The sequence below is a fragment of the Flavobacterium sp. WC2409 genome (assembly GCF_041200085.1).
Taxonomy (GTDB): Bacteria; Bacteroidota; Bacteroidia; order Flavobacteriales; family Flavobacteriaceae; genus Flavobacterium.
The window spans coordinates 651,694-673,092 of record NZ_CP165625.1 but is presented as its reverse complement, the minus strand read 5'-3'; the positions used below and the strand labels follow the sequence as shown (position 1 = coordinate 673,092).

At 33.5% G+C, this 21,399-nt stretch carries 21 protein-coding genes; 7 read left to right on the top strand and 14 right to left on the bottom strand.

The features are described from left to right. Positions 1–96: 96 nt before the first annotated feature. The 10 genes from ftsY to AB3G34_RS03000 form a co-directional block, all read right to left on the bottom strand. On the bottom strand, positions 97–1,050 hold the full coding sequence (gene ftsY, locus AB3G34_RS03045; RefSeq protein WP_369753410.1) for a signal recognition particle-docking protein FtsY: 954 nt from the start codon (positions 1,048–1,050) through the stop codon (positions 97–99). Positions 1,051–1,179: 129 nt separating this feature from the next. Further along, the gene (locus AB3G34_RS03040) at positions 1,180–1,332 is read right to left on the bottom strand and encodes a DUF4295 domain-containing protein (protein ID WP_073370281.1); all 153 of its coding nucleotides are present in this window, start codon (positions 1,330–1,332) and stop codon (positions 1,180–1,182) included. Between the two features lie 70 nt (positions 1,333–1,402). Beyond that, entirely contained in the window at positions 1,403–1,585 is a 183-nt protein-coding gene (gene rpmG, locus AB3G34_RS03035) for a 50S ribosomal protein L33 (RefSeq protein WP_108740707.1), read from the bottom strand. Positions 1,586–1,616: 31 nt separating this feature from the next. After that, positions 1,617–1,853: a 50S ribosomal protein L28 gene (gene rpmB, locus AB3G34_RS03030; RefSeq protein WP_072941276.1), complete on the bottom strand. Its 237-nt coding sequence runs from the start codon at positions 1,851–1,853 to the stop codon at positions 1,617–1,619. A gap of 71 nt (positions 1,854–1,924) precedes the next feature. Then, complete coding sequence (locus tag AB3G34_RS03025; protein ID WP_369753408.1) at positions 1,925–3,178, bottom strand: CinA family nicotinamide mononucleotide deamidase-related protein; 1,254 nt, start codon at positions 3,176–3,178, stop codon at positions 1,925–1,927. A gap of 91 nt (positions 3,179–3,269) precedes the next feature. Then, a complete protein-coding gene (locus tag AB3G34_RS03020; RefSeq protein WP_369753407.1) occupies positions 3,270–3,614 on the bottom strand; it encodes an Hpt domain-containing protein in 345 nt (114 codons plus the stop codon). Next, the gene (locus tag AB3G34_RS03015; RefSeq protein ID WP_369753406.1) at positions 3,614–4,225 is read right to left on the bottom strand and encodes a fumarylacetoacetate hydrolase family protein; all 612 of its coding nucleotides are present in this window, start codon (positions 4,223–4,225) and stop codon (positions 3,614–3,616) included. Before AB3G34_RS03015 ends, AB3G34_RS03020 begins: the two co-directional genes overlap by 1 nt. 76 nt (positions 4,226–4,301) lie before the next feature. After that, positions 4,302–5,072, bottom strand: a complete 771-nt coding sequence (locus tag AB3G34_RS03010) for an exonuclease domain-containing protein (protein WP_367751912.1) — start codon at positions 5,070–5,072, stop codon at positions 4,302–4,304. 118 nt (positions 5,073–5,190) lie between these two features. Beyond that, complete coding sequence (locus AB3G34_RS03005; protein WP_369753405.1) at positions 5,191–6,498, bottom strand: dihydrolipoamide acetyltransferase family protein; 1,308 nt, start codon at positions 6,496–6,498, stop codon at positions 5,191–5,193. Positions 6,499–6,582: 84 nt separating this feature from the next. Then, positions 6,583–7,746: a glycosyltransferase family 2 protein gene (locus AB3G34_RS03000; RefSeq protein WP_369753404.1), complete on the bottom strand. Its 1,164-nt coding sequence runs from the start codon at positions 7,744–7,746 to the stop codon at positions 6,583–6,585. Positions 7,747–7,950: 204 nt separating this feature from the next. Here AB3G34_RS03000 and AB3G34_RS02995 point away from each other — a divergent pair, with 204 nt between their 5' ends. Then, positions 7,951–8,916 (top strand): T9SS C-terminal target domain-containing protein, encoded by a 966-nt coding sequence (locus AB3G34_RS02995; RefSeq protein WP_369753403.1) that lies wholly within the window; start codon positions 7,951–7,953, stop codon positions 8,914–8,916. Between the two features lie 81 nt (positions 8,917–8,997). Continuing rightward, positions 8,998–10,860: an ABC-F family ATP-binding cassette domain-containing protein gene (locus AB3G34_RS02990; RefSeq protein ID WP_369753402.1), complete on the top strand. Its 1,863-nt coding sequence runs from the start codon at positions 8,998–9,000 to the stop codon at positions 10,858–10,860. Positions 10,861–10,993: 133 nt separating this feature from the next. On the opposite strand, the gene AB3G34_RS02985 is transcribed toward AB3G34_RS02990, so the two are convergent. Further along, positions 10,994–11,299, bottom strand: coding sequence for a hypothetical protein (locus AB3G34_RS02985; protein WP_369753401.1), 306 nt, complete (start codon positions 11,297–11,299; stop codon positions 10,994–10,996). A 530-nt stretch (positions 11,300–11,829) separates the two neighbouring features. On the opposite strand from AB3G34_RS02985, the gene AB3G34_RS02980 reads away from it, so the two are divergent. Then, positions 11,830–12,987: a GAF domain-containing protein gene (locus AB3G34_RS02980; RefSeq protein ID WP_367768358.1), complete on the top strand. Its 1,158-nt coding sequence runs from the start codon at positions 11,830–11,832 to the stop codon at positions 12,985–12,987. Positions 12,988–13,130: 143 nt separating this feature from the next. Here the strand turns inward: AB3G34_RS02980 and katG are convergent, their stop codons facing one another. Together katG and AB3G34_RS02970 are read right to left on the bottom strand one after the other, a co-directional pair. Continuing rightward, on the bottom strand, positions 13,131–15,347 hold the full coding sequence (gene katG / locus AB3G34_RS02975; RefSeq protein ID WP_367768355.1) for a catalase/peroxidase HPI: 2,217 nt from the start codon (positions 15,345–15,347) through the stop codon (positions 13,131–13,133). A gap of 203 nt (positions 15,348–15,550) precedes the next feature. Beyond that, the gene (locus AB3G34_RS02970) at positions 15,551–17,098 is read right to left on the bottom strand and encodes an SDR family oxidoreductase (protein WP_367774131.1); all 1,548 of its coding nucleotides are present in this window, start codon (positions 17,096–17,098) and stop codon (positions 15,551–15,553) included. Between the two features lie 159 nt (positions 17,099–17,257). Between AB3G34_RS02970 and AB3G34_RS02965 the strand changes: the two genes are divergently transcribed. Both AB3G34_RS02965 and AB3G34_RS02960 read left to right on the top strand, forming a co-directional pair. After that, entirely contained in the window at positions 17,258–18,037 is a 780-nt protein-coding gene (locus tag AB3G34_RS02965) for an O-methyltransferase (protein ID WP_369753400.1), read from the top strand. A 31-nt stretch (positions 18,038–18,068) separates the two neighbouring features. Further along, positions 18,069–18,698, top strand: a complete 630-nt coding sequence (locus AB3G34_RS02960; protein WP_369753399.1) for a carbonic anhydrase — start codon at positions 18,069–18,071, stop codon at positions 18,696–18,698. Positions 18,699–18,778: 80 nt separating this feature from the next. On the opposite strand, the gene AB3G34_RS02955 is transcribed toward AB3G34_RS02960, so the two are convergent. Continuing rightward, entirely contained in the window at positions 18,779–19,438 is a 660-nt protein-coding gene (locus tag AB3G34_RS02955; RefSeq protein WP_367751895.1) for a DUF6565 domain-containing protein, read from the bottom strand. A 336-nt stretch (positions 19,439–19,774) separates the two neighbouring features. On the opposite strand from AB3G34_RS02955, the gene AB3G34_RS02950 reads away from it, so the two are divergent. After that, positions 19,775–20,461, top strand: coding sequence for an ABC transporter ATP-binding protein (locus tag AB3G34_RS02950; RefSeq protein WP_367751893.1), 687 nt, complete (start codon positions 19,775–19,777; stop codon positions 20,459–20,461). A gap of 58 nt (positions 20,462–20,519) precedes the next feature. Next, entirely contained in the window at positions 20,520–21,377 is an 858-nt protein-coding gene (locus AB3G34_RS02945; protein WP_367751891.1) for a RimK family alpha-L-glutamate ligase, read from the top strand. Positions 21,378–21,399: the final 22 nt, after the last annotated feature.

Sequence of the window (21,399 nt, the reverse complement as noted above, 5' to 3'; positions counted from 1 at the left end):
ACGGATAACATTAGCTAGCACAAAGCAAACAACACTTATTAAATAAAGATAAATACTGCTTAAATTTTTAATCGAAGAAAAATTCATGGGATTCTTTTATTTGAAAAAACTATCTACAAATTCAAATTTATTAAAGACTTGCAAATCTTCAATTCCTTCACCAACTCCAATATATTTAACAGGAATTTTAAATTGATCCGAGATACCAATAACAACGCCACCTTTGGCCGTTCCGTCAAGTTTAGTAATTGCAAGTGAAGTAACCTCTGTAGCTGCTGTAAACTGTTTTGCTTGTTCAAAAGCATTTTGACCAGTAGAACCATCTAAAACTAATAAAACATCATGAGGAGCATCAGCTACCACTTTTTGCATTACACGTTTTACTTTTGTTAATTCATTCATCAAGTTTATTTTATTATGCAAACGACCAGCAGTATCAATAATAACAATATCTGCTCCTTGAGCAACAGCCGATTGTAAAGTATCAAAAGCTACTGAAGCGGGATCACTTCCCATATTTTGTCTTACAATAGGAACTCCTACTCTATCTGCCCAAATTTGCAACTGATCAATGGCTGCGGCACGAAAAGTATCTGCAGCACCTAGAACAACATTGTAACCTTGTTTTTTGAATTGGTAAGCTAATTTACCTATAGTAGTCGTTTTTCCTACTCCATTTACACCTACTACCATTAAAACATATGGTTTAGTTTGTATAGGAATAACAAATTCAGTTGCTTCACCAGTATTTGTTTCTGATAATAAAGCAGCAATTTCTTCTTGTAAAATTTGATTGAGTTCTTCTATACCAAGGTATTTATCTGAAGCTACACGATTTTCAATACGTGTAATTATTTTTAAGGTAGTATCAACTCCCACATCAGAAGAAACGAGTATTTCTTCCAAATTGTCTAAAACAGCATCATCTACTTTAGATTTCCCTGCAACAGCTTTACTTAATTTACTAAAAAAAGTTGTTTTTGATTTTTCAAGACCTTTATCTAAGGTCTCTTTTTTTTCAGATGAAAAGATTCTTTTAAAAAAACTCATGGTATTATACAGTATTAAATATAAATCATTAGGCTCAATGAACTAATACGATTTCCTAATCGGTAAAGATAGAAAATAAAAAAGCTACTTCCGAATGAAAGTAGCTTTTCTATATAATGCTTTTATGAATTATTTCTTTTTCAAGAATTCATCAACTGCTTCAGGAGCCATAATAGATTCTACGAATGTATATGCACCTGTTTTAGGAGATTTCACCATTTTGATGGCTTTTGATAATCTCTTAGAAGATGTCTGTAACGATGCTACGGTTTTCTTTGCCATGATTCTATGTTATTTGTATTTTAAAAAATCTATAATGATATCATTTTAGATTGTATTCAAAATGCTATTATTATTTAATTTCTTTGTGAACAGTTACTCTTTTCAAAACTGGATTAAATTTTTTAATCTCTAATCTATCTGGAGTGTTTTTTTTGTTCTTAGTTGTAATGTATCTTGAAGTTCCTGCAACACCAGTTGTTTTGTGCTCAGTACATTCTAAAATTACTTGGATTCTATTACCTTTCTTTGCCATCTTGCTATTTTTTTATATTGGAATTTAAAGATTATTTAATAAATCCTTGTGACTGTGCTTTTTTCAAAACAGCTGCAATTCCATTTTTGTTAATTGTTTTTATCGTAGATGCTGCTACTCTAAGAGTAATCCATCTATCTTCTTCTGGAAGATAAAAACGCTTTTTCACTAAGTTAACAGAAAATTTTCTCTTAGTTTTATTCATAGCGTGAGAAACGTTATTTCCTACCATCGCTCTTTTACCTGTAAGGTCACAAACTCTTGACATTATACTTATCTTTTATCGTTATTCAAAATCAGGGTGCAAAGAAAAGAAAAATAAACGGATGAAGCAAAAAATTACAGCACATTTTTTAAAATTTCTTTCCTTAATAATTCTAAACTCTTAAACACTGCTCTATCTATCACTTTTTCACGTGGTTGGCCAAAATTATGTTCTTCAACAATTACTTCGCGTGGAGTTGCCAATGCAATAAAAACCGACCCAATTTCAGCATTTCCGTCTCCTTTTGTTGGTCCAGCGTTTCCAGTTGTCGCTATTGCATAATCTGTTTTCATCAACCTTTTTGCACTCAACGCCATTGCCGAAACCACTTCACTACTCACTACAGAATACTCTTGTATCAGCTCTTCTGGAATACCTAAAACAGCAATTTTAGCTTCTGTCGCATACGAAACTACACTCCCTTTGAAATAATGTGATGCTCCAGGAACAGAAGCTAATAGCGCCGCAATTGAACCACCCGTACAACTTTCTGCTGTAGCTATTGTTTTGCCATATTTCCTCAACATCTGTCCAATTACAACCTCTATCGTTTCTTCATCTTCAAATCCAACAATAATATCATGAATAATTGCATCTAGCGAGACTATATATTCTTCAATTACATTCTCTAACAATTCTTTATTTGTACCTCGTGCCGAAAGTCGTAATCGCACTCTTCCTGGACTTGGCAAATAAGCTAGTTTCAAAAATTCAGGAAGACTGTTTTCCCAGTTTTCTATCCGTTCTGCCACCATACTTTCTCCTTGGCCATAAGTAAGAATTGTTTTGTGAATTATATAAGGACGTTCATATTCTTTTACAACCTTTGGAATGATTTCATTTTCAACCAAGTATTTCATTTCATAAGGAACGCCTGGTAGGGAAATAAAAACAGTATTTTCTTTTTTCATCCACATTCCTGGAGCCGTACCTACTTGATTATGAAGTACAGTACATTTTGACGGAACAAGCGCTTGGTCTTTATTTATTTGTGTTATTTCCCGTTTATAGAAGCCCTCAATTAACTGCGTAACATGAGCTAAAACTTCCTGATTCACAACCAATTCATCTTCAAAATAATCACAAAATGTCTTTTTGGTCACATCATCTTTTGTAGGCCCTAATCCTCCAGTGACAATAACTAAATCTACTGTATTTTGGAGGGTTGAAAAAGTATCTAAAATATGGGTTTTGTCATCACTTATAGAAATCATTTCATTAATTTCTACTCCAATCCTATCTAAGGATTTTGCAATAAAAGCAGAATTAGTATCTACAATCTGCCCAATTAAAATTTCATCACCTATAGTAACTATGGTTGCTTTCATTATCGATATGAATTTAGGATTTGCTCTATAAATAAAATCAACATTCATAAAAATGAATGTTGATTTATATTACTTAAAAACTACAAATGAATTATAGATCGAAATCTTTCTTAATTTCTTTTATAGCATCATTAACTTGATTCTTAATACTCTTAAAAGTATCTTCGATATCTTTCTTTTTTCCTTCGGTTTTAGTCCATGCCTCAAGCTGAAGAATTTCTTCAAAAGCTACATTCAATCCCAAAAGATCTAAAGTTGGTTTTATTTTATGCGCATAAGCATAAGCATGCTTATGATCTTTCTTTTTAATCCCTTCTTTGATTTGTAATAAATCTTCAGGAACTTCGGTTACGAACAATGTCAGAATTTCATTTACAAATTCTGAATCGTTATCTGAAAGTGCGTACACTTTTGAAAGGTTGTAATTTAAAGCCATTATTTTACTTGTATTCTAAATAGTTTATGTCCTTCTAAAAATCCCTCTAAAACATCGTCTGGCTTTACTGCAGCTACTCCTGCAGGTGTTCCTGTAAAAATAATATCTCCTATTTTCAATGTAAAATATTGAGAAACATGAGAAATAAGCTCATCAATATTCCACAACATTAAACTAGAATCTCCTATTTGAACTGCTTTGTCATTATTAGTTAGTTCAAAAGTAATATTTTCTAACGAACTAAATTGCTCTTTTGGTAAAAAATCACCTATAACAGCTGACCCATCAAATGCTTTTGCTTTCTCCCAAGGCAATCCTTTCGCTTTTAATGACTGCTGTAAGTCCCTCGCCGTAAAATCGATTCCAACACTAATTTCATCATAATACTTATGAGCAAACTTTGGTTCAATGTATTTTCCAACCTTATTTATTTTTACAATAATTTCGATTTCGTGATGAATATCCTCCGAAAATTCAGGAATCACAAACGGATGTTGTTTTAATAAAATTGCCGAATCAGGCTTCATAAAAACTACTGGTTCCGCAGGACGCTCATTTCGCAACTCTTCTATATGGTCGACATAATTCCTACCAATGCAGATGATTTTCATATCTTGGTTTTTTATTATTTGTTTCTCGGCTCTCGGTTTTGGGAATACTTTATACCCAACACCAATAACCTAATACCTATTTAGTATTCAATTTTCTAAGCTTGATTGCCGTTAAAACTTTTTTGGTATAAAGTGGGAAATCGGCATTTTGAATCCAACTAAAATAGCCTGGTTCTTTTTCTAAAATAGTATCCACTTTTATCCCTTTATGTTTTCCAAAAGAAAATATTTCATTCCCTTCTTTGTCAAAAGAAATCATTCCAGCAAAATCAGCTATTTTCTTTCTAGTAGAAAATTCAGACAATAATTTCATGTCATTTTCTAAATCTGGATAACGTTCTAATTGTGCTTTAAGAATTTCATAGGTCGCCATAGTATCCGCTTCTGCTGAATGCGCGTTTTCTAAATCTTGTCCACAGTAAAACTTCAAAGCAGCACTTAAAGTACGTTCTTCTTTTTTATGGAAAATAGTTTGAACATCAACCGAAACCCGATTTTTCATATCAAAATCAACTCCTGCTCGCAACATTTCTTCTGCTAATAATGGAATATCAAATCGATCAGAGTTAAACCCTGCCAAATCACTGTCTTTGATCATATTATAAACCGCCGCAGCCAACTCGTTAAATGTGGGTTCATTTGCCACCTTCTCATCAGTGATTCCATGAACCGCAGTAGTTTGTGGAGGAATAGGAATCGTAGGATTCACTAACCAAGTTTTACTTTCTTTATTTCCGTTTGGAAAAACTTTGAATATTGATATTTCTACAATTCTGTCTTTTCCAATATCAATTCCTGTAGTTTCAAGATCGAAAAAGCAAATTGGTTTACTGAGTTTAAGTTCCATTTTTTAATTTTGTGTGTCTACAAATATAGAAAATTGGGTTCAAAATTCGGTATAACATTAAAAAAGAAAACCCGATAAATATAAAATTTATCGGGTTCCTTCTTAATTATTGTGTGAATTAAACATCTCTATTTACATCAAATGCTTCAAGATACTCAGCAACTCTTTTTACAAAACTACCTCCAAGAGCTCCATCTACAACACGATGATCGTAACTGTGTGACAAAAACATCTTTTGACGAATACCTATAAAATCTCCTTCTGGAGTTTCAATAACTGCCGGCATTTTTCGGATAGCACCAAGTGCTAGAATCCCTACTTGTGGTTGATTCAAAATTGGCGTTCCAAAAACACTTCCAAAAGTCCCCACATTCGTCACCGTATAAGTTCCGCCTTGTGTATCGTCTGGTTTTAATTTTCCTGCTTTAGCACGTCCGCCTAAATCATTTACTGCCTTTGCCATTCCTACTAGATTCAGCTGATCTGCATTTTTAATAACAGGAACAATTAAATTCCCGTTTGGCAATGAAGCAGCCATACCAAGGTTAATATTTTTCTTTTTGATTATAAAATCACCATCCACAGAAATATTCATTCCAGGGTAATCTTTTATCGCTTTTGCAACTGCTTCCATAAATATAGGAGTATAAGTCAACTTCTCTCCTTCTCTCTTTTCGAAAGCCAATTTATTTTTCTCTCTCCATTTTACGATGTTTGTCACATCAACTTCAATGAATGATTGTACATGGGCAGACGTTTGCACTGAAGCTACCATATAACCCGCAATCAACTTACGCATCCTGTCCATCTCGACAATTTCATCACCACCACTTAAAGAAACTGGCGCTGCTTTTTGTGCAACAGGAGCTGAGGATTGAACTGCTACAGGAGTTTCAACTGCTTTTACCGGAGCAACTACTGATTGATTTCCTTTATTTTTAACGTATTCTAAAATATCACTTTTAGTTACTCTTCCATCTTTACCTGTTCCCGTAATTAATTCTAATTCTCCTAAAGAAACGCCTTCTTCTTTAGCAATATTCTTGACCAATGGAGAAAAGAATTTATCAGATTCTGAATAATCAGAGGTTGCAACACTTTCTTTAGCTGCGTCCACCGTTTTTTCCACTGCTGCCACCTCAGCCGGAGCTTCAGCTCCACTAACAACAGGAGTTACGTCTCCACCTTCCGTTTCAATGATAGCGATTGTTTGTCCCACTTGAACTAAATCGTCTTTTCCAAACAATTTTTCAACTAGAATTCCAGAAACTTCACTAGGCACTTCGCTGTCTACCTTATCAGTAGCAATTTCGAGCACTGCCTCATCTGCTTCGATTGCATCACCTACTTCTTTCAACCAATTTGTAATGGTTGCTTCTGCTACACTTTCTCCCATTTTAGGAAGTTTTAATTCAAATCTTGCCATATTGTTAACCTAAAAGGTGATTTTGTTTTACAGTTTGCGAAATTACTAAATATTTTATATATAAATTACATTAAGTGTAATTTTTCATTCGATTTTTATAATCTCACCTCTTTCATTACTATTATTGCTTCCTATCAAAAAATTAGCTTTTTTAGGGCGCATTTTAAAGGTAAGCTCCTTACTTTTAGAAGATTCAATAATTGCTATACATTCTTTAAAAGAAATAAATTCATTATCTAGAATAATTTCGACCGCTTTAGCGCTTCTATAAGAAGACGAAATTACCATTTTTTCTGTTTTCAAATTGTGAAACACCACTTTTTTTTGCAAAATTAAAGTCAGCTTATTTGCCAATTCTTCATCTGAAGAATAAAGCAGATACGATTTTGGAGCTTTTTTAATTATAGAATGCCCCTGTATTCTTTTTGCGAAAGAAAAAAAATAACTACCTATGTTCATAAAAAGTGTAAATAGCGGGGCAACTTTGAAATGCTTTTTATAAAAAAACTGCATGGCTTCTTGAAACCGTTTCATGTAGATTTCATCTTTTAAAGTACTCTCTCCTTTATAGTGTATAACGGTAGTTTCATGAAAATAATAATTAAAACTACCTTTTTTCAAAGCTCTATAAGATAAATCAATATCATCTGAATACATAAAACAATCTTCGTCAAATCCACCAAGCTCCTGATAGAATCCTCTTTTCATTACCATAAAAGCACCAACTAAAATATCCACTTTTCCATTTTCATTTTTCGATAGCTGTTGGGCGTAATATTTCCCGAAAATTCTTGATCTAGGAAAAATTTTATACAAACCTGCGATTTTGGTAAAAGCAACCCATGGTGTTGGAACTCCTCGTTTACATTCTGGCAAGAAATTCCCTGAACCATCAATAAATCGACACCCCACAATTCCTAGGTTGTCTTGACCTTTAGCGAAAGCTAAAATTTTAACAAAAGTATCTTCCGCAACTACTGTATCTGGATTAAGAATACATATAAATTCTCCTTTTGCTTCTGCTACTCCAATATTATTTCCTTTAGAAAAACCTACATTCTCTTTATTTTGAACGAGTTTGACATGGGGAAATAGTGCTTTAATCATCTCACAACTACCGTCATCCGAGTTATTGTCAATTACAATAATTTCGCTATCAATATTTGTAAGCGCACTTTGCAAACTTAAAACACAGAGTTCTAAAAAATAGCGGACATTATAATTAAGGATGATTACTGATAATTGCATGAATCAAAGATATATCTAATGAATCAAAGACACAAAGTTTCAAATTAAAAACACTATTTAAATAGTAGCCCTGATAGAACCGATATCCTTTACGAGGAACGAGCAAAGATAAAGGTGAAAGCAGGAACTTTGCCTGCAAATAATGCCTAATGATTCGCTCCAAATTATTAAAATAATCATTTAGAAACCATTACTTTTGAAAATATGAAAACAGTACTCCTATTCTTTTGCCTTTTTATAACGGCAACATATGCCCAAATTTCGGGTTGTACTGATCCACTTTCTAAAAATCACAATCCGTCAGCCACAATAAATGACGGCAGTTGTCGCTATCGTTCTACGAAAATTAAGCCAGTTTATTCTGCTTCTCTTCCTAAAAATTTAAATGAAAGTTCGGGTTTAACCCAAAGTAATTCGCTGTTATGGACTATTAATGACGATACCGATACTGCACTTTATGCGCTAGATACTTCAGGAAATATCAAACAAAAAGTGGTGCTAAAAAACGTATCCAATAAAGACTGGGAAGAAATTTCACAAGACAGTTCTTATTTTTACATTGGTGATTTTGGGAATAATGTATCTGGGAACCGAAAGGACTTACACATTTTAAAAGTAGAAAAAAAGTCGCTAAAATCACTCAACCAAAAAATAGATACTATTTCTTTTTCGTACTCTGACCAAACTGATTTCACTCCCTTACAACCCAATACTACCAATTTTGACTGTGAAGCTTTTATTGTTACAAACGACAGTATTTATTTGTTTACCAAAAAATGGAATAAACAAAACACCAGCGTTTACTCTTTACCAAAAACACCCGGAAATTATATTGCACAATACAAAGAGACCTTTAAAATAAAAGGATTGGTCACAGGAGCAACCTATTTACCTTCACAAAACAGTATTGCTTTATGTGGTTACAGCAAAACTTTACACCCTTTTATTTACCTGCTTTATAATTACACTAAAACCAGTTTTTTTAATGGAAATAAGCGAAAAATAAAACTCCAACTTCCTTTTCATCAAGTTGAAGGAATTGCGACTGCAGACGGGTTGCATTATTATTTAACCAATGAAAATTTTACTAGAAAACCATTTGTAAATTCTCCCCAAAAATTACATCAATTTGACTTAAGTGCTTATTTGTCTTTGTATCTGATAAAATAATTAAGCTCAAAAAACTTAGAATAAGTTAAACAATTCGTAAATCGACATTTAAAAGTTTACTTTTGCAAAAAATTTAGACTTGTGAATTACCTTTCTGTAGAAAATATCTCGAAATCATTTGGTGAAAGAACCTTATTTGACAACATTTCGTTTGGAATAAATAAAGACCAAAAAATCGCTTTTATTGCCAAAAATGGCTCTGGAAAAACTACTATAATGAGTATCATTAACGGCTTAGAAGAGTCGGATACTGGTCAAGTAGTTTTAAGAAAAGGGATCAAAATGGCATTCTTGTCGCAAAACAATAATTTGCAAGAAGAATTGACGATTGAGGAAAGTATTTTCGCATCGGATAATGAGACTTTGAAAGTGATTGAAGCCTATGAAAAAGCATTAGAAAATCCAGAAGATGAAGAAGCGTATCAAAAAGCTTTTGATGGAATGGATCAACACAATGCATGGGATTTTGAAACACAGTACAAACAAATTTTGTTCAAACTGAAGTTAGAAAATTTCAAATTGAAAGTGAAAAATCTTTCTGGTGGACAGAAAAAAAGATTATCACTTGCTATTATTTTGATTAACCGTCCTGATTTATTGATTCTAGATGAACCTACGAATCACTTGGATTTAGAGATGATCGAATGGTTAGAAAGTTATTTTGCCAAAGAAAACATTACGTTGTTTATGGTGACGCACGACCGTTTCTTCTTAGAACGTGTTTGTAATGAAATCATTGAACTAGACAACGGAAAATTATACCAATACAAAGGAAATTACTCTTATTACTTAGAAAAAAAAGAAGAGCGTATTGCCTCAGAAAATTCGAGTGTTGATAAAGCACAGAATTTATTTGTAAAAGAATTAGAATGGATGCGTCGCCAACCAAAAGCGAGAACAACCAAATCTAAATCGCGTCAGGATGATTTTTACGACATCAAAGAAAAAGCACAAAGTCGCCGTCGTGAAAATAAAGTAGAGCTTGAAATTAATATGGAACGCATGGGAAGCAAGATTATTGAGCTTCACAAAATTTCTAAAAAATTCAAGGACCATGTCATCATGGACAACTTTAGTTTTGACTTTCAACGTGGAGAACGCATTGGAATTATTGGTAAAAACGGAACTGGAAAATCGACTTTCTTGAATTTATTAACAGGAACTTTACCGCTTGATGGTGGAAAAGTAATTGTAGGTGAAACTATAAAAGTGGGTTATTACACCCAAAGTGGAATCAACCCAAAACCGGGACAACGTGTTATTGATGTTATTAAAGAATACGGGGAATTCATTCCGTTGATGAAAGGGAAATTGATTTCGGCTTCCCAATTGTTAGAGCGTTTCCTATTTGATGCTAAAAAACAATACGATTTTGTAGACCGTTTGAGTGGAGGAGAATTGAAACGTTTGTACTTGTGTACGGTTTTAATTCAGAATCCTAACTTCCTGATTCTGGATGAACCAACGAATGATTTAGACATTGTGACTTTGAATGTGCTAGAAAGTTTCCTTCTAGATTATCCTGGATGTTTATTAGTGGTTTCTCACGATAGGTATTTCATGGATAAAATTGTAGATCACTTATTTATCTTTAGAGGTGATGGTGTTGTAGAAGATTTTCCTGGAAACTATTCTGATTTTAGAGCCTATGAAGACAGTGCTGATGTGGCACAAAAAGAAGAAAACAAAGCGGAGAAAAAAGACTGGAAACAAAACAATCCAACTGGAAACTTAACTTTCAACGAGCAAAAAGAATTCCAAAAAACAGAACGCGAAATCAAAGATTTAGAAGAACAAAAAGCCAAGATTGAGCTTTTATTTTCTGAAGGAAAAGTAGCTGATACCGATATTGAGAAAAAAGCTAAAGAATTACAAAACCTTATCAATAAAATGGAAGCTAAAGAAGAACGATGGTTTGAATTGAGTGCCAAGATGGAAGGATGATATTAATTATATCAGAAAGAGAAAGAATAGAGCCTCCCAAATTTTTATTCTTGTCCACATATTTGAATAGTAAAAAGCCATAATAGAAATTAATTCTATTGTGGCTTTTTGATTTTATAACTTATAAATGGTATTATGCCATAAATAAAGTCTGCTTATAGTTGTTGTATAAAATCGAATCCGAAGGAATAAAAGTAGGTTCAACTTTTTCTGAAGAAGCTTCTAACTCTATATTGTTGAATTTTCTGAACAGGTACATTTCTTTTAAACAATCAGATAGACTTTTATGATTTAATGTCTTAAACGTGGGTAATTTCTTTTCTCCTACCAATAAATCCATTTGGTATTTAGAACCGTTTTTCAATATATTATTCTTGCTAATTCTTACCGTAAATTTTGTCGGTATTCCTTTTTGTTGTCCTTGATATTGTACTACCATATTTTTAATTTTTAAAATGCAGTTAAACTAAAATTGAAAGTCTTATTATTATATTCTCTTTATTGAGTTGTAAAATTAGTAAAAAAATAAAACAGAAGTAAAAAATTAAGAATAATTTACAAATTTAATAATACTAAATAAACTTTTACTTTACCTAATATTCAAATACACAACTATCCTACAATAAAACGATTCTATTTAGCTACAATTAATGTTATAAAAAACAACCCTGATTTTTCATAATAAATAGTATAAAACCGCATTTTAATGGCTCCAAAAGTAATTCATTGAAATAATCTATTTGGTAGCATTAAAACTTACTATAATTAATAAAAACATAAAACAATTAAATAAGTGGAATTAATAAATTTTAACGATTAGATATTCATTTAAAGCTGTTAATTTTTTTGATTATATCTAAAAAAGCCATTTTATATAGATGAATAGTAAAAAAGTGGCGTTAAATGGAATTGTTTTTTTTTAATAATATTAGTATTTTTATTAAAACTAACTAACCTATTTAAAGAACCGTGAAGAAATACAAAAATCGTGTTGAAGATTTGTTAAGTTATGCCATTTTAGACACAGATCCTGAGGAGGAATTAAATGAAATAACTGAATTAGTTTCCCTGGTGTTTGACATGCCAATTTCTTTAATAACAATGGTTGATAAAGACAGGCAATGGTTTAAAGCCAGGAAGGGAGTCCATCAACAACAAACTAAAAGAGAGTATTCCTTTTGTAAGTACACCTTAACGAAACCAAATGAAGTACTTGTTATTGAAGATACTTATACAGATAAACGATTTGCAAATAATCCTACTGTAACTGGTCCACTTAACATTCGGTTTTATGCAGGAGCCCCATTAGTGACACCAGAAGGAAATGTATTAGGTACTTTATGTGTTCTTGATAGTAAACCAAGGTTTATTACCGAGAATCAAAAAAAAGCATTACAAATATTGGCAAAAAAGACAATGGATTTTTTGAATATTAGAAAGCTAATGCTTGAACAAAGAAATTACATTGCCAAAAGTGCTGAGAACCTAATAAAACTTACAGATAACATTCCTTCTACTATTTTTCAATTAAGAAGAAGATCTAATGGGGAATTTATATACGACTTTCTAAGTTTAGGCGATTTTAAATTACCTAAAAATCTTGATGAAGATAAAAAAGTTTTAGAACCATTTGATGGATTTAATTTAATTCACAAAGATTACCAAACTAAATTCAAAAAAGCCTTAGAGACATCATACAAAACACTTACTACTTGGTATTTTGAATATAAAATTGAAATAGATAATGTAACCAAATGGTATATGGTGAAAGCTGAGCCTGAAAGATTACCTAATAATGAAGTCGTTTGGTATGGTATGTATCATGAAATCAGCAGCCACATTGCCTACGAAAAAACAATGGAACAAATTTCATTTGACATTTCGCACGTGCTTAGAAAACCTGTTGCCAACTTAATGGGTCTATCGGCTTTAATAAAAGAAGAACAAAACTTAAGTGAACTAGATCTAAAAACTTATGCGGAATATATTGAAATCGTTTCAGAAGAATTGAACAGGTTTACAAAAGATCTTAATTCTACTTACCATAACAAATGGGTTAACATTGTTGATTATAACCTAAAAAGACGGAATAATATAAATACAGCTATAATTAATAGTCAAGATTAAACTGCTATTAATTGAAAGTATATTTTAAATTAACTCGACAAAATTATTAATTATAAAATATAAAGAAAAAAAACCACAACAGAATCCTAGATTCCGCTGTGGTTTTATAAAATAACACAATCTCTTTAGTCTTTTTAGACAGATTAAACTAAGTCATAACGCCCTAAATTCATCACTTTATTCCAAACTGCAACAAAGTCATTTAAGAACTTCTCGTGAGAATCTTCACACCCATAAACCTCAGCAATTGCTCTAAGCTCAGAGTTAGATCCAAATATCAAATCGACACGTGTTCCAGTCCATTTTAATTCTCCTGTCTTGCGATCACGACCTTCAAAAACGTCTTGAGAATCAGAAGCTGCTTTCCATGTTGTACCTAAATCCAAAAGATTTAAAAAGTAATCATTAGTTAACACCTCTGGACGACTAGTGAATACCCCTTTTTTTGAATGATCAAAATTAGTATTAAGAACACGCAGTCCACCTACTAATACGGTCATCTCTGGTACTGTTAAAGTCAACAGTTGTGCTTTATCCACTAACATTTCTTCAGCTGATGTGGTGTATTTTGCCTTCATATAATTTCGGAATCCATCTGCTTCTGGCTCTAGAACTGCAAATGATTCAATATCTGTTTGTTCTTGCGAAGCATCTGTTCTTCCTGGAGTAAATGGAACTGTAACATTATGACCTGAATTTGCTCCTGCCTTTTCAACACCTGCACAACCAGCCAAAACAATTAAATCCGCTAGTGAAACTTTTTTTCCTCCTGCTTGTGCATTATTAAACGCTGCTTGAATTCCTTTAAGTGTTTCTAATACTTTCTCTAACTGAGCAGGGTTATTTACTTGCCAATCTTTTTGTGGCGCGAGTTGAATACGCGCTCCGTTAGCCCCACCTCTTTTATCAGAACCACGAAATGTTGATGCCGAAGCCCAAGCAGTAGACACCAATTGAGATACCGAAAGTCCTGAATCCAATATTTTACTTTTAAGAGCAACGATGTCATTTGCATCGATTAGCTCATGGTTAACCGCTGGAACTGGATCTTGCCAGATCAATTCTTCTTGCGGTACTTCTGGTCCAAGGTAACGTTCTATTGGCCCCATATCACGGTGCGTCAATTTAAACCATGCTCGAGAAAATGCATCCGCAAATTCATCCGGGTTTTCAAAGAAATGTCTTGAAATAGTCTCATAAATAGGATCAGCTCTCAAGGCAAGATCAGCAGTAAGCATGGTTGGCGCATGACTTTTTGATGGATTATGAGCATCTGGTACTGTACCTGAACCTGCTCCCGCTTTTGGCTTCCATTGATGAGCGCCGGCTGGACTCTTTGCTAACTCCCATTCAAATCCGAATAAGTTTTCAAAATAGTTGTTACTCCATTTTGTTGGTGTTGTTGTCCAAGCACCCTCTAGACCGCTTCCTATTGTATATTCTCCATTTCCAGTACCAAAAGTGTTTTTCCACCCAAGTCCCTGTTGTTCAATAGGTGCAGCTGCGGGTTCTGGACCTACATATTCGTTTGGATCAGCAGCTCCGTGCGTTTTCCCAAAAGTATGCCCACCTGCAATAAGCGCCACAGTTTCTTCATCATTCATTGCCATACGAGCAAAAGTTTCTCTAATATCACGAGCTGAAGCCAATGGGTCAGGATTTCCATTAGGTCCTTCTGGGTTTACGTAAATAAGTCCCATTTGAACAGCAGCCAATGGATTTTCTAATTCACGATCTCCTGTATAACGCTTGTCATCCAACCATTTCCCTTCAGAACCCCAATAAATATCTTCAGCTGGTTCCCATACATCAGCACGTCCACCGGCAAAACCAAAAGTCTTTAACCCCATTGATTCTAAAGCACAGTTACCAGTAAGCACCATCAAATCGGCCCAAGAAATTTTCTTACCATATTTCTGTTTAATTGGCCATAATAACAAACGTGCTTTATCTAAATTCACATTATCTGGCCAACTGTTCAGCGGTGCAAATCGTTGTGTTCCAAAACCCGCTCCACCACGACCATCAGCGATACGATACGTTCCTGCGCTATGCCATGCCATTCGAATAAAAAATGGGCCATAATGACCATAATCGGCAGGCCACCATTCTTGAGAGTTTGTCATTAATTCAAAAATATCTTCCTTAAGTGCTGCTAAATCAAGACTTTTAAACTCTTCTGCATAGTTGAACGCCTCACCCATTGGGTTAGACAGATCAGCATGCTGACGTAGGATGCTTAATTTTAACTGATTTGGCCACCAATCATTGTTTCTTGTCCCTGAACCTGCACTTTGCTTTGTAGCACTTCCTGAAAACGGACATTTACTTTCACCGTTTGGATTATTGTTGTTTTCCATAATTATATATGATTTTTGTTTTATAAAGTTTCTATGCTAATTTACATAAAATTTATTATCAAAAATATTTTTTCAATAGATAAAAACTATGAATATATTCTATGCACGTAATAAGTAGCAACAAAAAACCACAACAAAATTATATTCTGTTGTGGCTCTATTTTATAAATTATTAGAATTCCCTATTGAAGGGGGACATGCTTTTACCAAGGAATCGGGTTGTAGTCTTTCAAGAACTTCCCACACCAATGTTTTCCAGTATTAATACCATCAAATAACGGATCCATAACCCTAGCCGCACCATCCACAATATCTAAAGGGGGTTGAAAATCTTCGAGTTCTTGTTTCTTCTTGGCTAATTCGGCAGGATCTTCATCAGTCACCCAACCCGTATCTACGGCATTCATAAATATTCCGGCTTTCGCCAATTCTCCTGCAGCGGTATGCGTAAGCATATTCAAAGCAGCTTTAGCCATATTAGTATGTGGATGTCGGGCTTCTTTAAAAAAACGATGGAACTTCCCTTCCATAGCTGAGACATTAATAATATGCTTTTGTCCCGTATTGTCTTTTTTCATTACTTCCGAAAGACGATTACATAATACAAACGGTGCAACTGAATTCACCAATTGTACTTCAATCATTTCGGTAGTTTCTATTTGGCCCAACTTCAAACGCCAACTATTCGTCTTTCTTAAATCTACTTGTTGCAAGTCGGCATCGAGTTCTCCTTCAGGAAAGACCTCGTTAGCGACAAGTGCGTTGTCAAATGAATAAGGGATCTGAGATAATTTGGCGGAAGCCCGCAAACCAATTCCCGGTTCTGGACCATGCCAAGTTACTGGCATATTTTCAGTCGAAGAAGCTCCAGAAGTCAGTACTTTTAATTCATCCAAACAATTAATATGATCTAGTAATAATTCTTGTGCTTGTTTAGGCAAAGTATGAATTGGACGCTCTTCATTCTCCATCATGTGGGTATAAAACCCAGCAGGACGTCGAACAGTTTGCGCCGCATTATTAATCAAAATATCCAATCGCTCGTATTTCTGCTCTATGAAATTGCAAAAAATCTCAACACTAGGAATATGTCTTAAATCCAATCCATGGATTTTTAAACGGTGTCCCCAATCCATAAAATCAGGTTCTTTCCCAAAACGCAAAGCTGAATCAACTGGAAAACGTGTCGTTGCAATAACCGTTGCTCCTCCTCGTAGTAGCATCAATGTAATATGATACCCAATTTTTAATCGAGAACCGGTAATAACAGCTACTTGTCCTTTTACATCAGCACTTTGAAAACGTTTGGCATAATTAAAATCGCCACAATCAGTACACATAGTATCATAAAAGTGATGCATTTTAGTAAACGACGTTTTACATACATAGCAATTCCTAGACGTTTCTAACTCTAACTGCTCTTTGCTTTCTAAATCATTAAAAGCCAGTAATTTTGGCGCAACAAAAACACTTGCTTCACGCGCATATCTAATTCCAGTTTCTTTACGTGCCGTTCTATCTTGCTTTTCTTTTTTACGTTTTGCAACTGCTTTTCCGTCTTTTTTTCTACGAGAAAGCTCGTCTCGATCTGGTCTCGAGAATTGACCTGCCGCTTTTATTAAAGCCGTTCTTTGTTCTTTTGGGATATCAAATATTTGATCAGTATCCATATTTAATTGAGCGAGAATCGCAATACAACGGTTAATTTCTTCCGATGTGATTACTCCTCCATGTATTTGTTCTTCGTTCATCATCTTCTGAAATTGTATGGCTATTGATTTTAAGAGCGCAAATATAGTTTTTTTTGAAATGACTTAATTTTTGAAGTGATAAGTATATTTAAACTTAAAAACCCAACTCAGTATCACTCATAATCTTTGTACCTTTGCTACTTTGAAGCTTATAAAAATATGTTTTTCCAAATAAAATCGTACTTACAATTCCTTTGGCATTCTAAAAATGAGCATGCAGTTCATTCGCCTTTTGTATTTAATTTAATCACCAAATGTTTTTATGATCGAAAACCAAAACCAGAATACACGGTTTTGAATAATTATAGAAAATCACTTTTAGCAAATCCGAATACCATAGAAGTAACCGACTTTGGCGCGGGATCCAAAGTTTTCAAATCGAATACTAGGGCAATAGCCCAAATTGTCAAAACAGCAGGAATTACTTCAAAACGAGCTGAATTATTATTTAGAATTACCAATTATTTTCAGTCAGAATCAATACTAGAAATAGGAACTTCATTAGGTCTCGCTACAGCTGCTATGGCATTGGGAAGTAAAAATGCAAAATTAACCACGCTAGAGGGTTGCCCCGAAACAGCAAATATTGCTCAAAATCAATTTCAAGAATTTGAATTAACCAATATAACTTCTGTTGTGACTCCATTTGAACGTTATTTGGACGACTTGAAAATAGAAACTTTAAACTTTAAACTGATTTTTTTTGACGGGAATCATTCGAAAAAAGCCACCTTAGCTTATTTTGAGCAACTACTTCACACTGTAACTAATGAAACCGTTTGGATTTTTGACGATATTCATTGGTCAGCTGGTATGGATGAAGCTTGGAAAATCATAAAAACACATCCAAAAGTGACCGTAACGATAGATACTTTTCAGTGGGGCTTCATATTCTTTAGAAGAGAACAGCCCAAAGAACATTTTACAATTAGAACATAGATAAATATCTTTAATCCTAAAAAATCAATTTATGGATATAAAACAAATTTTCGAAAACAATAGCAAGTGGATTGCTAAACAACTTCAAACAGACGAAAATTATTTTGACAAACTTGGTGCAGGACAAGCTCCTGAATTCTTATACATTGGCTGCTCAGATAGTCGAGTTTCTGCAGAAGAACTTATGGGACTGCAACCAGGAGATGTCTTTGTACATCGCAACATTGCGAATATGGTTCCCAATACTGATCTCAATTCGATGTCAGTAATTAATTATGCAGTCATGCATCTCAAAGTAAATCATATTGTTGTGTGTGGTCATTACGGTTGCGGAGGAGTACATGCTGCGATGCAACAGTCTGACTTAGGAATTTTAAACCCTTGGCTTCGAAATATTCGTGATGTCTATCGAATACATAGAAAAGAATTAGAAGCTATCACTAATGAAGAAGAAAAATACAAACGTTTAGTGGAGTTAAATGTACAAGAACAATGCATCAACGTCATCAAAACGGCCGAAGTGCAAAAAGCAAACAGAGAACGAAATCTAAAAGTGTATGGTTGGATATTTGATATTCATACTGGAAAATTAATAGATCTTAATATCAATTTTGATGAAATATTAAAAGACATTATGGCAATCTATAAAATAACAAACTAGAGACCTTACTAGAGAAAAAATTAAGAAACAAAAAAGACAGCCATTTCTGACTGTCTTTTTTTAACAAAAATAACCAATTATTATTGTTTAGCTTTTTCCATTTCTTCTGATTTTGCTCCCATCCTATTTAAAGTATACATTGGTGCAAATTTCAATTTTAAACCAGCAATTTTTCTATTATCTTCAGATGAAAGACCTTCTTTTTCTACTGTATTTTTTCTACTGTCTAATGCTTCATACATCAATTTGATTTCATCCCAATCTTCTCGAGAATAGCTATCTTTATTATCTTCAACTGTATGAACAAATTGTTGGTACACACTGTGAATATTTCCTGCATTTACCCAATCAAAATTCATATCTGTTCCTACTTTTCCTTCACCAAACAAAGCATTTCTCATTTGTTGTTTAGGATTTGGCTTTGAAGCTTCCATATCAGCCATCATCATTGCTTTCAATGCTTCATATTTAGCTTTACTAGCTTCTATTTTTTCTTTCGCTTTCATATCTTCTTTAAGATCTGACAACGCAGTTTCTGCTTGACTACTTTTTAATTCATAAGTTGCTTCAATAGCTTGCCAGTTTGCTTTAGCATCTTCTTTTGCAACATTACCTAATGAATCAACATAAACAACATAGGTATCAACTGTTTTTTCTGCTGCTTCTTTCTTCTCATCTTTACAAGATGTAAACCCTAGTGCGATAACCGCCATTCCTAATACTAAATTTCTACTTTTCATAATTTCTGATTTATTAATTATTACTCAACAAATGTACCTACCTTTGAATTATATTCAATACAAATATGTGAATGTTGTAAATAATTAATAAAATTGTGATAAATTTTAAAAAAAGTGTGAATTACATAACAATGACACAAAATTATATAACACTTTTTCCTTAGTGTTTTATGATAGTATTTCTTTCGAAAAACAAAAAACTACTGATTGCAACTTCCTCATATTATATCTAACTTATTTTGTAACAAAAATGTATTTTGGACAACTTATATTTAATTCGAAAGTCTTTTGTACTTTTAAAACCTAGAAACCATAATTCATCAATAGTAGACAGCAATGGCAAACCCATTAATAAAAATAACCAATATCAAAAGAGATTTTGTACTTGGAGAAGAAATTGTAAATGTTTTAAAAGGCATAGATTTACAAATTAATAAAGGAGAATACGTTGCACTTATGGGACCTTCGGGTTCTGGAAAATCGACCTTAATGAATCTTTTAGGCTGCTTAGACACACCAACGTCTGGAAATTATATTCTTAACGGTAAAGATGTTAGTAAAATGAAAGACGATGAATTAGCCGAAATTCGCAATAAAGAGATTGGCTTTGTCTTTCAAACTTTTAACCTTTTGCCTAGAACAACAGCTCTAGACAATGTGGCTTTACCCATGATTTATGCAGGGTTTTCAAAAACAGATAGAAGAGCTAGAGCACAAGAAGTATTGACTCAAGTTGGATTATCAGATAGAATGGATCACCATCCCAACCAACTTTCTGGTGGACAAAGACAGCGTGTAGCGGTTGCTAGAGCATTGGTAAATAGCCCTTCGATAATACTTGCTGATGAACCTACAGGAAACTTAGACAGTAAAACATCATTAGAAATCATGAAGCTTTTTAATGAGATTCATGCTAATGGTAACACTGTCATCTTAGTTACTCACGAAGAGGAAATTGCTGAATATGCTCATCGCATCATTAGGTTGCGAGATGGAATGGTAGAAAGTGACACTACAAAATAAAGTATTTATTAAGTCAGTCGCGCACCACATTCGAATGATATAAAACCCATAAAACAAAATGAAAATTGGCATATTGACTTGTGAAAAACTTCCTGAATTAACCCCCGAAGACCAATTATTATTACCCGAATTAGCCAAACACAACATTACTGCTACCGCTGCTATTTGGGATGATAAAAGCATTCAATGGAGTGATTTTGATTATTTAATTTTCCGTAATACTTGGGATTATTTCGAGAAAGAAACCGCATTCAACAATTGGTTAGACCATATTGAACAATTGGGAATCAAAACCCTCAATTCAATTGATATCATAAAAAACAACAAGCACAAGTTCTATTTGCGTGAAATGGAAAAGAAAGGGATTATAATCCTGCCCACTGTTTTCTTAGAAAAAACAAAGGATTTAAATCTTTCCAAAATAATTCCTACACATTGGAAAAAAATGGTATTGAAACCTGCTTTTTCTGCTGGATCTTATCAAACTGAAGTTTTTGAACTGAAGGATATTGAAAAAATCAATACGCAATACAAAGCCATTGCTTCCGAAAAAGAATTGCTACTGCAAGAATTCATGCCTGAAATCCAAACTTTGGGCGAAACTTCCTTTATCTTTTTCAATAAAAAATTCTCGCATGCAGTTAATAAAAAACCTGTAGATGGTGATTTTAGAATTCAAGTTCAGTTTGGTGGAAAATACAAATTGATTGAACCATCGCAAGAGCTAATCGAAAAAGCGCAAAAAATAGTAAATACTTTTCCTAATAATTTATTGTATGCTCGCGTAGACGGAATTATCATTGAAAACGAATTGCATCTTATGGAAGTAGAATGTATAGAACCTGATTTGTATTTCAATTTATCTCAAGGTGCATTGACCAGATATGTTAATGCAGTACTCGAATTAATACAGTAATTTTGTTTTTTACAAAAAACGA